Origin of the sequence: Bradyrhizobium sp. dw_411 (genome assembly GCF_018449695.1) — a bacterium.
GTDB lineage: Bacteria > Pseudomonadota > Alphaproteobacteria > Rhizobiales > Xanthobacteraceae > Bradyrhizobium.
Genome location: NZ_JAAVUY010000012.1, coordinates 107578 through 122544, shown reverse-complemented (window position 1 = coordinate 122544; position 14967 = coordinate 107578). Strand labels below are relative to the sequence as shown.

Below are 14967 nucleotides of genomic sequence, written 5' to 3'. Positions count from 1 at the left end.
CACTGACGATACTCTTCCGGTCAGATGTTCTGCCGGATCATGTCGATCAGGTCGTGGGTTTGTCCGCCGAGTATCGCCCGCGCTGAATAGAGAGTCATCCCGTAGGCCGGTCCAAACTCGATCTTTGGCGGCATCACCAAAGTCATGTTCTCGACCTTCACATTGAGCAATGCAGGGCCGGGCTGAGCGAGCCACTCTCCTATCGCCGCCTCGAGTTCGTCCGCCTTGGCAACGGTGTGGCCCCACAGGCCCATCGCGGCAGCGACCGCGCCGAAATCAGGATTTTGCAGATGGGTGTAGAGCGGCAGCAACCCTTCCGATTTCTGCTCGATATCGATGAAACCCAGCTTGCCGTTGTCGAACACGGCCACCTTGATCGGCAGCTTGTGCTGGACCGCGGTCATCAGGTCGCCGAACAACATCGCGATCCCGCCATCGCCCGAGAGCGAAATGACCTGACGGCCGGGCGCCGCTTTTTGCAAGCCGAGCGCGGTCGGCATTGCCGCCGCCATGGTTCCGTGCAGAAGGCTGGCATAGAAGCGGCGCTTGGCGGTCGCGGTAAAATAGCGGTGCATCCAGACGGTCGCCGTTCCGTCATCCCCCGCAACGAGGGCATCGTCATCCGCCATCCGGTCGATGAGTTCGGTAAGGTAGATCCCGGAAATGGTGTCACGATGCTTCGGTTGGACCTTCTCTTTCTGGTGGGCGATCACTTCGCGGTGGCGCTTGACGAAGCTGTCGCGAAAACCGGCGTCCGATTTCTCGCGCAGCCGAGGGATCAATGCTTCGAGAGTCGGCTTGATATCGCCGACCAATCCCCTCGTCACCGGATGGCGGCGGCCGAGATGGGTCGGCTCGATGTCGATCTGCACGATCTTCGCGTGATTGGGATAGAATTGCCGCCATGCGAAATCCGCGCCGAGCAGCAACAAGGTGTCGCATTCCAGCACGGCCTGACAGGCCGCCTCGTTCCCGATCAGCCCGGTCATGCCGACATTGTACGGATTGTCGTATTCGAGGGAATCCTTGCCCCGGGAGGTGTGGGCGATCGGGGCCTTGAGGATTTCGGCCACGCGAATAATTTGGTCATGCGCGTCGCGGCAACCTGACCCGCCATAGATCGCGATCTGCTGGCCGGCATTGATGATGTGGGCGATATCGTCCAGATCGGCATCCGCAGGACGTACGATCGGATGGCTTGTGTGCACAGCGAACGGTACATCGTCATGGACATCGGAATGCGAGATGTCGACCGGGACGATCAGCACCGCCACACCGCGTTTCGCGATCGCGGTCTGGCAGGCCATCACGATCTTGCGCCGGGCCTGTTCGGGGGTCAGAATCATGTCGCAATAGACGCTACAACTGCCGTAGATCGCCTTGAAGTCGACCTCCTGGGGAAAATCGAACCCCAATTCGTCGCGAATGATCTGGCTGGCGATCAGGATGACGGGCGCACGATTGCGGTTCGCCTCGACAATGCCGTTGATGAAATGCAGGCTGCCGGGACCGCAGCTTCCGGCGATTGCGGTGAGGTTGCCGGTTAACAAGGCTTCGCCCTGGGCCGCAAAGGCCCCGGCCTCCTCATGGCGCATCCCCACCCACTCGATCGAGCTTTCGGAAATGCTGTGCGCAATCCGATTGAGGGTATCCCCCACGACGCCGTAACAATGCTTGACGCCCGCACTCACCAGCGTCTCAACGATGATGTCCGCAACCTTCTTGCTCATCGTATTCAGACTCCGCTGTGACCGTTTGTCGCAATATTCACCCGGCTGCAGGCCCGGGCTTGTATCGGTATGCGGTGACTTGAACATCTCTGCGCAGGCCGTGCACAGCCGTCGGGCGTGATCCGCTTCAGCCGAGGGCCTCGGTGCCGGATCGGAGCCGGTCGAGGACTTGCATGGCCCGTTCGTGAACGGGAGATGTCATTCCAGCCGGCATTCGATCAAACGCCTCACTGAGATATTTGCCGGCTTCTGCTGCGCGCCCCTGCTGTTGCAAAAGCTCCGCAAGGTCCGTTGCAGCCTTCAACTCAAACAGGGCCGCAGACTGACGTTTTGCCCACCCGATCGATGACAGCAGGCTTTTTTCTGCCTCGGGATAATCCTCGGCCGACCTGGACGCCAGGATAATTCCTTTCATCCTGAACAACGCGGACATGTACAGAAATTTTCCGCCGCGCTGCTGCACGTCAATTGCGTCCACAGTCAGCGTCAGCGCTTCCTGGTGCTCGCCGATGGCGACAAGACCCGCACCGAGGTCGCAGATAAATTCCATATTGAGCGAGTCGTGATGTTGAGCGTGAAGCTCCTCCAAAGCTCTCTTCAGCATTGGAATCCCCTTGGACAGATCATTTTGAAGGAGCAGCCACTGACCTCGCAGGCCGGTCGCTATGGCACAATAGGGCTTCAGGGAATAGGTCGCAGCAAGCTCGGCCAATTCCACGATGTACTTTTCAGACCGGCGAAAGTCCGCCATCGCCAAATAGACCGGAATAACGAAGCTTAGAGATCGACACAGCGTGGCTGGGTGATCGGATTTTTCTCCTTCCTCCAGGGCTAGTCTTGCGTAGTCCAGCGATTGGTCAAGGAACCCCTGGAACAGAAGACTGCGCGCCATCCCGACCAGCAAAAGGCTGTTGTCATGAAACAAGTATCGCCCCGTGCGAAAACGCGACCCCGACGCCGAGTGGGTCAGTCCCGATTCGAAATATTCTGTCGCGACGAGGTGATTTCCGCTCAAAAAATGCGCTGCGCCCAGCATCGATTCAGCGAGCGCCAGGCCGTCGTGATCCCCGGCTTTCAAAGCCACCTCTTTGCTTCGAGAAGCGATGTCGAGCGCGGCATTGATATCGGTGTTCCAACGGTAATACATGAAAAGCCCACTCAGCAGCCGCAATTCGTGCGCAGGGTCTTCCTGTACGGCCGCAACTTCCAGCGCCCGGGAAAATGCCTGGCGCACCAGTTCGCTGCTTCCTTCGGAGTGCATCAGAGCCAGGGACAGTGACGTAGATATTTCCAACTCCCGGCGAGAGTTTCTGCGTCGACCTCCAAGACGGGCGAGCGCTCGTTCCGCCCAGATCCGGCATTCGATCAACATGGACAATTCGAGAAACCAGTGCGTTGAAGCCGCTGCGAGCCTCGTCGCGATCTCATCGTTACCGTTCGGCCCAAAACTCCATTCGAGCGCCGACCGAACGTTGCTGAGTTGCCAGGAATAGGCCGCGATCCTTTCGGCCCTTGGCAGAGCGGATCGCATCTCTTTTTGCGAGTCGAGCTGTTGGATGATGTATTCCGCATGCCGCAGGGAGATCGGATCGAACTCACCATGCTGCTCCAGTTTCCCAAGGGCATAAGCGCGCGTCGTTTCCAGCAACCGGTATTGGGGCTCCCCGTGCCCAAGCCGGGTCGCGATCAACGACTTTTCGACCAGACCGGCAATCGCGTCAAAAACCTCTGCATCGTCGGAGCCCTGGTCGCCCGCGACATGCCTCGCTCCCTCAAGGCTGAAATGTTCGACAAACCGGGCAATTCGCCGAAAGACAATTCTCTCCGCGCCCGTCAGCAGATCGTAGCTCCAATCCAGCGTTGCCTTGAGCGTCTGATGCCGGGGGACGGCGGTTCGATGGCCACGTTTCAGCAACTCCAGCCGGGATGCCAAACGGACAAGCGTGTCCCTGATGCCCAACGCGGCCGCAGGGCCGGCGGCCAATTCGATCGCGAGCGGCACACCATCCAGCCTTCGGCACATATCGGCGACAAAGGGCGCCTCGCGGTCGGTGAGAACGAAATTGCCGCCTCGGGCCGCCACGCGCTCAACGAAGAGCTGCGCGGCCGAATACCTGGTCACGGCATCTGCCGTTTGCTCCAAATCGGCCGGCGGAAAATCCAGCGGGTCGACGCGGTAGCAATGTTCACCCTCGACCCTCAGTAGTTCACGACTGGTGGCCAGAAGATGGACTTGTCCGGCTCCCTGAAAGATCTGCTCGGCGATCGACGCGGCTGCCTGAATCACATGCTCGCAATTATCAAGGATGATGAGGAGCTTTCTCGAATGGATGAAATCGACGAGCTCCGGGCCGGCGTCGTTCGATTTCAGCGCCAGCCCCAGGGACGTCCCGATGGCCCGAACAACGAAATCCGAATCGGTAATGCTTGCCAGGTCGACAAAGTAAACTTCTCCGCCGAACTCTCCGGCGACGGCGTGGCCGACCGCCAGCGCAATCGTCGTCTTGCCGATGCCACCGGGGCCCAGCAGGGTAACGAACCGTTCTTCCCGAAGATTGTCCCTGACTTCACTGAGCATCGCGTCGCGACCGATCATCATGACCGGTCGCGCGGGAAGCCTGCCTTTGTGCCGCAGGCTGGTATCATTGCTTTCCGTGCCGCCGGCGACGGAGACAATGGTGCCGACGAACGAGTAGCCTCGTCCCTTGATGTTTGCGATGTAGCGGTTGCCGAATTGGCCGTCATCAAGCGCTTTGCGGATCGCGGCCACGTGGACCCGGATGCTCCCCTCCTCGACCGTTACGTCCCTCCAGATCTGATCGATCAGTTCCTGCTTTGCGATCACCTTGCCCGGACGTTCGGCAAGGTAGATCAGGATGTCGAGGGCCCTGCTGCCTAGGGTCAGCGCCACACCCTCGCGCCGCAGTACCCTCTCCCGGCTCGAAAGCTCAAAGGGGCCAAAACGCAGATTGCCGTCAAAACTGTCAGCCATGACTTTCAACAATGATGTCGTGGGTTTTCCGGGTTGATCAATCAATCGTACAAAACCCAGGCGTGTCCCTGGTCGGCGATTGCTTGCTTCGGCTCTCTGCGCGCAGCCCAGCCCGGGGATCAACACACCGCGATCACATGCGGGGTGCCGATGCCGAGAGGCCCAGCACTTCCTTCCCGCTGACAGAGATCGTACACTTCCACCATTGTGTGCACCCCCCGAATGGGGGGAGGACCGACACGGATAAGGGGGGCCTTTGCGCCAGCCGCGCTCCAGCCATCTTGTATATGGAACAAGCCCCTCGCCCGGCGCAGGACAGCTGCCATTCCTGGCGACCAAGACCGTACCGGCAAGATTCAGCGGTCTGGTGGCACGTCCCCGGCTCCTCGCCATCCTGTCCGAACTCCCGGCCAAGCGACTTGGCGTCATCAAGGCGCCGGCGGGATTCGGCAAAAGCTCGCTCGCGGCCGCCTGGGCCGAGCAGCTCGAGCAAGACGGCCACTACGTCGGTTGGCTGACGATCGATTCGGACGACGACGACGCCACGCGATTTCTGTATTACGTTTCTCAGGCCCTGCACCATGCCTGTCCAGACGTCGGCGCCGGCGCGATCGGGCTGATCCTCGAGAACAACCTGATCGACCCGACGGCGATCCTGTCGAGCCTGATCAACGACCTCGCCGAGATAGAAGATGATGTTTATCTGTTTCTCGAAGACTATCACTGGATCAGCGCTTCGCGCATCCATCAGACGGTCGCGTATTTCCTGAAGCACGCGCCGTCTCACTGTCATGTGGTGCTTACGACGCGCACCGAACCGGCACTGCCCCTGGCAACCCTGCGAGCCCAGAATCAGTTGATCGAGATCGATTCCGTCGCCCTGCGATTCGATCTGCAGGAGACACAGGCGTTTCTGGACAGCACCAAGCCCGGCGTCCTTAACCTTCCCGACGTCCAGCTCTTGCAACGCAAGACGGAAGGATGGCCCGCCGCCCTGCGAATTATCTCATCGATGCGCCCGCAGTCCGGATCCGGCCTGAGGGAGTACGTACATAATCTCTCGGGTTCGCAACGTCCGATCGCCGCCTATCTGACGGAGATGCTGGACGGGCTTCCGGTCGAAGTGGTCGACTTCATGCTGCGAACGGCCATTCTTGACCGGCTCTCCGGTCCCTTGTGCGAAGCCTTGACCGGCTCGAGCTCCAGCCGCACGATTTTGGCATCGCTTGCGCAGCGCCAAATGCTGCTTGCGCCGCTCGGCAATGACGGTGTCTGGTTTCGTTATCACGCGCTGCTCACGGAGTATTTGAGACAGAGGCTCGAGGCAGACCGCGGCATGGAAACGCCTGAATTGCACCGGCGCGCAGCGCTTTGGTATGCCTCCCAGGAATTGTGGACCGAGGCAGTTCAGCACGCGATTGCGGCCGGCGACTCCAATCGTGCCATTAGCTGGATCAAGAATTGCGCAATGGCTTTGATCAAGCGTGGCGACCTCTTCACGTTGCTTGATTGGCAGCGCCAGTTTCCCGACGAACTGATGCGGGGCCGGAGCGAGGTCAGACTGGCCATCGCCTGGGGGTTGGCACTTGCACTTCGTTTTGATGAGGCCCTTAAGCTCGCAAATGACATCGAGAGCGATATCGCGGCAACGCCTCTGCCGGATGAAAAATTGCTGTGCGAATGCCAGGCGATCCGTTCCGTAGCCACCGCGCTGAAGGATGACAGCGAAAGCGCGCTGCCCCTGGCGGAAGATTGCGTCAATCGATCACAGGATCCGTGGACCGCAAATGTCGCCTCCAATGTCGTTCGCTTCGGCCACCTGCAGGCCGGCAACCTCAAGCAGTTCCATGCGACACCCTGGATCCCATATTCCGTCGAGGAAGACCGCAGAAACGTGTTCGCGTCGGTCTATCGGCGCTGCCTTCAAGGTCTCGCAGAGCTGCGGCAGTTACGTCTTACCTCGGCGGAAGGACACTACCGTGAGGGGTTGCGCATCGCGGAACAGTATGTCGGCCTGAACTCGATTGCAGCGGCTTTGCCTGCCAGTCTGATCGCACGGATATTGTACGAGCAGGGGAAGTTGGACGAAGCCGAAGCCTTGGTGGTCGATCGCCATTCGCTGATAAGCTCTGGAACGATGCTGGACTGCGTTCGGAGTGCCTATTTCGTGATGGCCAGGACCGCCACGGCCCGGATGAACCTCGAACGGGCTCACACGCTGCTGGAGCGGGGTGAAAATCATGGCATCTCACGGGATTGGGGAAGGCTGACGGCGGCTGCGACGGCAGAACAGGCGCGGCTTTACCTCAATGAAGGCCGCATCGATGAAGGCGCGGCATGCGTCGATCGCCTGGAACAACTCTCCCGAAAATACCCTGCGCCCCGGCTTTGCGCCTGGTCGGAAATTCACTGGGATTACAAACTCGCCCACGCTCATTTGTTGGCACAACGCGAGCGCCCTGAGGAGGCGATGTCACTGCTGCGGGAGCTGCAGCGCGAAGCCGAAGCCGCAGACCATCGCTATTTCCTGATCCGGGTCGAGATCAGGCTCTCGGCCCTTCAGCTACATGTCGGGAAAACCCTGGAAGCAACCAACCGGTTTTGCCGTATTCTCGCCGCATGCGCGGGCGGCGGCCTCTATCGGATCATTCTGGACGAGAGGCCGTTGATTTTCGATTTGCTCCGGGCGACCCGGGAGAGCGGCAATCTCAAGACCGACCTCGTTCCCTATGTCGATCGCCTGATGGCAGATCTGCAGCGTGACGGACAGGATCGTTCGACGCCGGCCTCCGGTGCACGGATTCTAAGCGCATTGAGCCCTCGCGAGACCGGCATTCTCTCGCTGATCGCAGAAGGATTGTCCAACAAGGAAATCGCCCGGAGTCTCGATATCGGTCCTGAGACCGTGAAGTCGCACCTCAAGAGCGTCTTCACCAAGCTCGGCGTGGAAAAGCGCGCGCAAGCGGTATCACGCGCGCAGACCCTGGGCCTTGTCATCACGCAATGAAGCTTGAGCCTCGAAACTTAAGCTTGGCGATCTGCTTTACTTCCGCTGGTGCGACCAGCCGTTACCAAATGAATGCTCAGGAGCAGATGCGCCGCTCAGCTCGTCTTCCAGGCTCTCGCTGACTGCCGACGACGCTGCCCCTCGCGCCGGAGCGCTCGTCCGTTCGCTTTGCGAGTGTGAGATCAGGCGCCGCGAAACCTCCGGGGCGCGCGGACGTGGTCTACAGGCATATAATACGCGGCCCCCAACATCGAATCAGCGAGGGCAGCATCTTCCGGACTCCGCGTCCTCTTGGCGACGGATTCGGCACGCTGCGCAACTTCAAGGCTACTGGCCGCGTCGATCGTCCGATGAAGATACATCGACAGCACGCTGAGGAGATGCAATTGCTGGTGAGCGTCGTCAGACTGCTCTGCGAACGTCAACGCCTTGTTGAAGGCATCGCGAACCCTTTCACTATTACCCGCGGTGAACATCAGCGACAAGGCGAGCGAAGCATGGATTTCCATCTGGTCCTGCGGGTCGCAATCGACGGCCATCCGCTCGATGGCTCTCTCCATCCATTCCCGGCACTCCACAAAAAACGACATGGTCAGAAAAAGCTGCGCGGCAGCCGCCGCCATACGTATGGCCGCGTGGTCGTTTCCGGAGGAACCAAAGCTCCATTCGAGCGCAGCACGGATATTCCCAAGATAATCCCGCAGCGCCACCGCCGGCGCTTCCGCAGGCTCCAGATCGAAGAGATTGCCGCGATTGCTTTCCAGCAACTGCATCGAAAAATTCGCATGCCGCGCCGCAATGGAATCCTGCTCGCCGCTTTCAGCGAGTTTATCCAATGCATAGGAGCGCGTTGTGTCCAGCAACCGGTAAAGCGTTCCCCGGGAACTGGCCCGGACTCCCATCAGCGATTTGTTGACGAGATTTTCGACTGCGCCCTCGACTTCGGATCTGCCGATTTTCTCATCCTGGCTCACCGCGAGCGCCGCCTCCAGCCTGAAGTGCCCGATGAAGGTCGCAACCCGCCGCAACACAACGCGTTCAACCTCGGAAAGATGATCATGGCTCCAGTCCAGATTCGCTTTGAGCGTCTGATGCCGGGGGCTTGCGGTGCGGCGACCGAACTTCAAGTGATCAAGGCGCGAACCCAGCTTTGCCGCGGTACTTCCAACACCGAAATTAGCGGCTCTTCCGGCGGCGAGTTCGATGGCGAGCGCAATTCCGTCAAGTTTGCGGCAAATCTCGGCAACGACAGGAGCTTCATCATCGCTGAGTGAAAAGTCGGCGCCGCGGGCGTTGATGCGTTCGACGAATAACCGGACCGCCGGATAGGCAAGCACTTCCGACGCGGTCAATCCCGGCTGCTCCGGCGGACAGTCCAGCGGAGGAAGATGAAATACACGCTCCCCGGCGAGCCGTAATGTCTCTCTGCTGGTCACAAGCACACGAATTTCGGGAGCACCTTGAAGAATATTGTCGGCGACCTCCGCGGTCTTTTCGATGTGATGCTCGCAACCATCAAGGATCACCAGAGCTCTTCTGGCACGTAGAAAATCGAGTGTCGCATCCCTGCGATCGGCAAACCGCGGGTCTGCCCCGAGCGCCGATGCGACGACGCCGATGACATGCTCCTTGTCGCTTACGGCAGACAGATCGACAAAAAATGCCGCGCCAGAGAACTCCGCCAGGACTGCATGTCCGACGGCCAGCGCCACCGTTGTCTTGCCAATGCCGCCGGTACCCAGAATTGTAATCAGGCGTTGCTCCGCCTGGAGCCAACCGCTGATCTCACGGACAACATGGTCACGGCCCACCATGCGGCCGAGTGCGGGCGGCAGATTGGACGATCTTGCGGACGCGCCGCTCCTGTCGCGGTCTACGGGCAGGCGCGTAACCGGCGCGATGAAGCGATAACCCTCGCCCTGGATATTCGCGATGTACTTGTTACCGAACTGACCGTCGCCCAGTGCCTTGCGCAGCGCCGATAGATGGACGCGCAGACTGCCTTCCTCGACCGTTACGTCAGGCCACGCCTTCGCAATCAACGCAGACTTCGCGACAGGTTCACCGGCGTTTTCAAGAAGAGCAATCAGAATGTCGTAGGCCCTGCCACCAAGTGGAATGACCTGGTTCGCCTTTTTGAGACTCCGTTCGCCGACATCGAGTTCGAATGGGCCAAACCGAAGCCGCGTTGCACCCGGTGAGCTGATTTGTTGAAGCAACATGAGCTATTCCGCCAAGATCCGCGACGATACGATCGTTGCGCCATTCGTCGTCGGTCTTGTGCAAACACGCCCCTAGCCCACCGAGTGTAAGCCGAAACCTCCTCCAGCAACAAGCCGTCAATGTATCGAATTGATCGGGCTGTCGCGCTCGTATGAACCGTTCAGGACCTGCCTGGCCAGCCGTAGATCGGGGGTCTCAAGACCCTCGCGAAATTTTGCGTAGGTCGCTTGCAAGGTCCGCCACGCGGCTTCCTTTCGACTAGCCGATTTTTCCGCAATGGCAAGGCTGGTCGCGGCCCGGAGCGCCCACGACAAGCCCGCTTGTCTCTCCGACAATTCGAGCGCCCCGAGAAAATACTGCCTGCCAACCTCAAGCCCCTCGCCATTGGCCAGCGCCAGCTCACCCCTGATACGGCGCAGTTCCGGCCCGCACCATTGGATCTCATCAAGATCGATCTTCGCTTGTTCGAACACAGCGAGTCCCTGCCGGGCCCGACCGGCAACAGCCATGCATCTTGCAAACTCTGCTTGCAGGATCCCATTGAAGACGCCGTAGCGCGCCGCCGACAGCTTCTCCAAACCGCGATTGAGCGCGGACGAAGCCGCATCGCCCTCGCCCCGCCTGACCCTGCAGAGAGCCTGCATACTGAGGCCAAAGCCGTGATAGCTCTCTACAGCGTATTTTGCGGCATGATCGACAAGTTCGTTGGCAAGCGCTTCGGTCTCGGGATCGCCCGGACTTGTCAGGTACAGGTTGAAGCTTGCCCAGGCGAGCGCCACGCAGAGCGGTATCGCATGATCCAGTTGGCGCGCCTCCGCGATCGACATCTGATTGAGGCGCCGCGCCTGATCGGGACAGCCCCGCAGCCAGACCAGGTTCGCCAATACGGCCAGGGCGTCTACTTTCCGATCGTAGCCGAACCGCTTGATGAGGGATTGTCGGGACGCTTCATCATCGCGATGCAGGGCCAGTTCGAAATGAGATTCAGCACGTAATATCCGTCCGCTGTGATGGTATGTTATGCCGCGCATGTAATTGGCCGTTGCGATCGCGCCGCGATCACCACTGCCCTCGGCAACGTCGCCGCACCGATCCGCCAATTCTGTCGCCTCGGCATAGCTTGGAAGCCGTATTTGGTGGGCCCAGAGAACAAGCAGGGAATCGAGCTGGCATTCGGTGTCATTGAGACATTCCGCAAGCAGGCGCGTCTTCGCCCAGCTCGCATAGGTCTCTTCGGACATCCCTTCCGTGAACATCATGCAACTGGCGAGTGCGGACTGAATGATCATTTCCTGCCGCGAGCCGGCGCTCGCATCGTCCAGTCGGTGGATGGCTTTGGTCATCCACTCGCGGCATTCGGTAAGCAACGCCATCGCCATCCAGGTGCTGGCCGAGGCGGCCGCAAGATCAACGCCGATTTTCGCATCGCCATCGACCGAGAATGCCCAATTCAGAGCGGTTCTGAGATTGCCGATCTCGTCCCCGAGAGCCCTGAGCCTTTCAGGCACATCGATCGAAGCGCCTTGTTTGAACAGGTCGCGGAAGTAGAGGGCATGGCGCCGGCGACAATCGTTCCCTTCATCGGTTCTGGGAAATCGCCGCGCGGCAAAGGCAAGCGTCGTGTCGAGTAGACGGAGCCGCTCGTCCGATCCCTGAGCGGAAATCATCGATTTCGAACGCAGCTCCCAAACGCAATCCGAAACGTTAGCTTCATCTATCGCCTCATCGGCAATAACGGCGACCGCTGCTTCAAACGTGAATCCGCCGGCAAACACACTGAGACGGTTCAGTACGCGCTTTTCTGCCTCGCCAAGCAGGTCGTAGCTCCACTCCAGCGCCGCGTTTAGGGTTTGGTGCCTCGGCTGCGCCGTTCTTCGTCCCACCCATGACAGGTTTAGCCGGTCATCCAGCAGGCTTGCGACCTTGCCGAGACCGAATATTTCAACCCGGCCCGCTGCGAGTTCGATAGCCAGCGGAATCCCATCAAGCCGCCGGCAGATTTTCGCGGCAATCGCGGCATCCGCATCGACCAGCTCGAAATCACCTCGCACGGCCCGCGCGCGGTCGACCAGCAGCTGAACCGCCGGATATTGCAGGACGTCGTGGGCCGACAAGCCGCCATCTTCCGGCGGACATTCGAGCGCGCAGAGGTCATGGACATGTTCACCTTCGACACGCATCGCCTCCCGGCTGGTCGCGAGCAAATGCAACGTTGGGATATGGCGAATCAGTTCTTCCGCGACAGCGGCGACTCCATCGATAACGTGTTCGCAACAGTCGAGAACGATGAGCGCTGGTGTTTCCTGCAAGCGATCGATCAAAGCCGGTACGACATTGTTTGTCTGTACCGACACGCCAAGTGCGGCGGCCACGGCGGGCGCAACGAGCGAGGCGTCGCCAAGCGCACCGAGGTCGATAAAATGGACATGGCTGTTGAAGACCGCGCTCATGTCATGGGCGATAGCAATCGCCAACGTGGTCTTTCCGATGCCGCCAGGCCCGACGATCGTCACAAATTTCTGCTCGGTCAGCTTCTTCCGGATCGCGGCCGAGGCGTCTTTTCGTCCGAGCATGCGCATCAGACGCGCAGGCAGTCGAGACCTTGACGGTGGATTGGCATCCCCCGAGGAAAGGAACGTCACCGGGACGACGAAGCTGTACCCCCTCCCGGGCACGTTCGCGATATATCGCCTGCCGGGGTCGGTCCGATCGAGGGCCTTGCGTAACGCCGAAATGTGGACGCGCAGGCTGACCTGTTCAGCCCCTCTTTTTGGCCAAACGCGCTCAATCAGGGTTCTCCTGCCAACGACCTCGTTTGCTTGCTCCACGAGAACGATAAGAAGGTCCATGGCGCGCCCGCCCAGCGGTACGATCTTTGCGCCATTGGTCAGACGTCTGTTTCCGATCGACAGTTCGAAAGGTCCGAAGCTCAGGACCTTGCCGCGCTGATCGTTCATGCGGCGTTCTCGTCCATGCCGGCCCCGCCGGGAACTCCGCGCTCCCGTCGCCAGTTGGCCGGACTTTGACCAAAGGCCTGCCTGAACAGCCTGCATAGATGCGCTTGATCCGAAAAGCCCACGCTCAAGGCTATTTCACTCAGCGATGCCGTACTGGTCATCATCAGGTGGCAGGCTCTCTCCAGGCGCCTTCTCACCACATAGGCATGGGGCGACTCCCCGACAGCCAGTTTGAATTTTCGAGAGAAGTGCGCCGGGCTTCGACGCGCGACGGCACTGAGATCCCGGATGTGAATGGCGCGGTGCAAATTGCCGTCAATAAAAGCCCGCACGCGAAGGATCTGCCACGCCGCCAGACCGCCCCTTGTGAAGCCACTAGCGCCCGAGCACCGCTCGATCTCCGCTTGCAGGATGTTGGATGCCGTAGCGAGCGACGCCTTGGCGACCTCCTGGTCACCCTCCAACTCGCGCCTTGCCGTTTCAAGCAGTTTGGCGAGGCTGCTCGCAACCAGGTGGAATTGTTGGTCGGCTGCAAAGGAAGATTCCGGTGCGGTAGTCTGAAGTGCTTCCATCATCGTCCCCTCAGCAAACGATCCGACGCTCCGGATCGGCGTGAGAGTGCAGCAAGGCGCCTCTCCTGGCGCGTTAATCAGCGTTATGGAAAGTTAATATTGGTAATTACCCAGATCCAAATTTATTATTTTTTATCAATACGTTATATTGAAAACGCTGTTCGCTGTGCGGAACCTTCCAATCAGAGCTACGAGCCAAATCCTTCTTCCCTGTCGAAACCGCCTCGCCTGACAAGGCTCTCCGCGGGCAAGGCGGGGGCGCCGCGGAGAGCCTCTCGGCGGAGCGAGGGACCTGGTGCTTCGCCGATGCGGCAAGAGCGGATGGCGATGTCGGAAATGCCGCCGCCTCACTCTCCGCAAAGAAGTTACCAAAACCAGCCACAATTAATTTGATTGAAATGCGCCGACTTGTTTATTCCTGCCGCAATCCGCGCAACGCTTGGCGGTATCTTCAGGACGCTCGTCAGCGCTGCATTTGCAAATTCATCAGTTCTGCCCCCGGCATCATGTTGTCGTTCAGATCTGCCATGATCACCAGCGATCCGACCACCACCAGAGCAACGATCAGCACGCCGAACGCCAGTGCCATCACGTTGTTGGTGTTGTCGGGCCCCGTGGTGACATGCAGGAAAAACACCAGATGAATACCCATTTGCGCGATTGCGAGGACGGTCAGGCCGAGCGAGATGCCGCCCACCCAGAGCAATGACGTATTGGCGACCCAGAACGACATGGCTGTAAGACCGACGGCAAGAACCAATCCGATCGAATAGACGAGCATGCCGGATGGCGCATCCTCCTCCGCGTCTGGGAGATCTGACGCCTCGCCGGGCGCGCTATCGTATCGCGTGTCGGTCATGAAAGAACTCCCATCAGATAGACCACCGTGAACAGCCAGACCCAGACGATATCGAGCGCATGCCAGAACAGGGAAAAACAAAGCAGACGCCGCTCCACCGTCGCGGTTAAGCCCTTGATTGAAACCTGGGCCATCATCACCACCAGCCAGACCAGGCCGGCGGTAACGTGCAGCCCGTGACAGCCGACCAGCGTAAAGAAGGACGACAGAAACGCGCTGCGCTGCGGACCGGCTCCGATCGCGATCATGCCGGCGAACTCCTTCAGCTCCAGCGCGAGGAACGCAGCCCCCAGCACGAAAGTGACGAGAGCCGCCAGATAAGTGGCGCCATAGCGCCGCGAGCCGATGGCCATGGACATCAATCCGCAGGTGTAGCTCGAAGCCAGAAGGCAACCGGTTTCGATCGCGACGCTGCGCTGGTTGAACAGTTGCATACCGCTTGGCCCGCCGGCGGTCGCGTGAGCCAGCACTGCGTAAGCGGCGAAGAACGCCGAAAACATCACGATGTCGCTCAGGAGAAATATCCAGAAGCCGTAGCCAACCACGACCCGCCTTGTGGCGGGGCCAGCCTCGCTTGCAAGCGACTGCGCCTCGTAACCAACCCCATCATCAACGGCAACAGACATG

8 protein-coding genes are annotated in these 14967 nt (G+C 59.8%); 1 reads left to right on the top strand and 7 read right to left on the bottom strand.

Features of this window, described 5'->3' with window-relative positions:
* Positions 1 to 20: 20 nt before the first annotated feature.
* Together HB676_RS21115 and HB676_RS21110 are read right to left on the bottom strand one after the other, a co-directional pair.
* Positions 21 to 1730 (bottom strand): thiamine pyrophosphate-dependent enzyme, encoded by a 1710-nt coding sequence (locus HB676_RS21115; protein ID WP_213740066.1) that lies wholly within the window; start codon positions 1728 to 1730, stop codon positions 21 to 23.
* Between the two features lie 127 nt (positions 1731 to 1857).
* A complete protein-coding gene (locus tag HB676_RS21110) occupies positions 1858 to 4767 on the bottom strand; it encodes a winged helix-turn-helix domain-containing protein (protein ID WP_213740064.1) in 2910 nt (969 codons plus the stop codon).
* Between the two features lie 322 nt (positions 4768 to 5089).
* On the opposite strand from HB676_RS21110, the gene HB676_RS34270 reads away from it, so the two are divergent.
* Complete coding sequence (locus HB676_RS34270; protein WP_213740062.1) at positions 5090 to 7729, top strand: LuxR C-terminal-related transcriptional regulator; 2640 nt, start codon at positions 5090 to 5092, stop codon at positions 7727 to 7729.
* A 182-nt stretch (positions 7730 to 7911) separates the two neighbouring features.
* Here HB676_RS34270 and HB676_RS21100 read toward each other — a convergent pair whose 3' ends face one another.
* The 5 genes from HB676_RS21100 to cyoC all read right to left on the bottom strand — a co-directional run bounded on the left by HB676_RS21100 (position 7912) and on the right by cyoC (position 14966).
* Positions 7912 to 9543 (bottom strand): NB-ARC domain-containing protein, encoded by a 1632-nt coding sequence (locus HB676_RS21100; protein WP_249780372.1) that lies wholly within the window; start codon positions 9541 to 9543, stop codon positions 7912 to 7914.
* A gap of 525 nt (positions 9544 to 10068) precedes the next feature.
* Positions 10069 to 12909 carry a winged helix-turn-helix domain-containing protein gene (locus HB676_RS21095; RefSeq protein WP_213740059.1) on the bottom strand — a complete coding sequence of 947 codons (2841 nt, stop codon included), beginning with the start codon at positions 12907 to 12909 and terminating at the stop codon, positions 10069 to 10071.
* Entirely contained in the window at positions 12906 to 13484 is a 579-nt protein-coding gene (locus HB676_RS21090; protein ID WP_213740057.1) for an AraC family transcriptional regulator, read from the bottom strand. The genes HB676_RS21095 and HB676_RS21090 overlap by 4 nt, the downstream gene beginning before the upstream one ends.
* Positions 13485 to 13944: 460 nt before the next feature.
* Complete coding sequence (cyoD, locus tag HB676_RS21085; protein ID WP_213740055.1) at positions 13945 to 14340, bottom strand: cytochrome o ubiquinol oxidase subunit IV; 396 nt, start codon at positions 14338 to 14340, stop codon at positions 13945 to 13947.
* A complete protein-coding gene (gene cyoC / locus HB676_RS21080) occupies positions 14337 to 14966 on the bottom strand; it encodes a cytochrome o ubiquinol oxidase subunit III (protein ID WP_249780383.1) in 630 nt (209 codons plus the stop codon). The genes cyoD and cyoC overlap by 4 nt, the downstream gene beginning before the upstream one ends.
* Position 14967: the final 1 nt, after the last annotated feature.

Excerpts from the sequence above, each read along its gene's own strand:
- HB676_RS21115 (WP_213740066.1), bottom strand. The coding sequence starts at position 1,730 with ATGAGCAAGAAGGTTGCGGACATCATCGTTGAGACGCTGGTGAGTGCG.
- HB676_RS21100 (WP_249780372.1), bottom strand. The coding sequence starts at position 9,543 with ATGGTGGGCCGTGACCATGTTGTCCGTGAGATCAGCGGTTGGCTCCAG.
- HB676_RS21095 (WP_213740059.1), bottom strand. The coding sequence starts at position 12,909 with ATGAACGATCAGCGCGGCAAGGTCCTGAGCTTCGGACCTTTCGAACTG.
- HB676_RS21090 (WP_213740057.1), bottom strand. The coding sequence starts at position 13,484 with ATGATGGAAGCACTTCAGACTACCGCACCGGAATCTTCCTTTGCAGCC.
- cyoD (WP_213740055.1), bottom strand. The coding sequence starts at position 14,340 with ATGACCGACACGCGATACGATAGCGCGCCCGGCGAGGCGTCAGATCTC.
- cyoC (WP_249780383.1), bottom strand. The coding sequence starts at position 14,966 with ATGTCTGTTGCCGTTGATGATGGGGTTGGTTACGAGGCGCAGTCGCTT.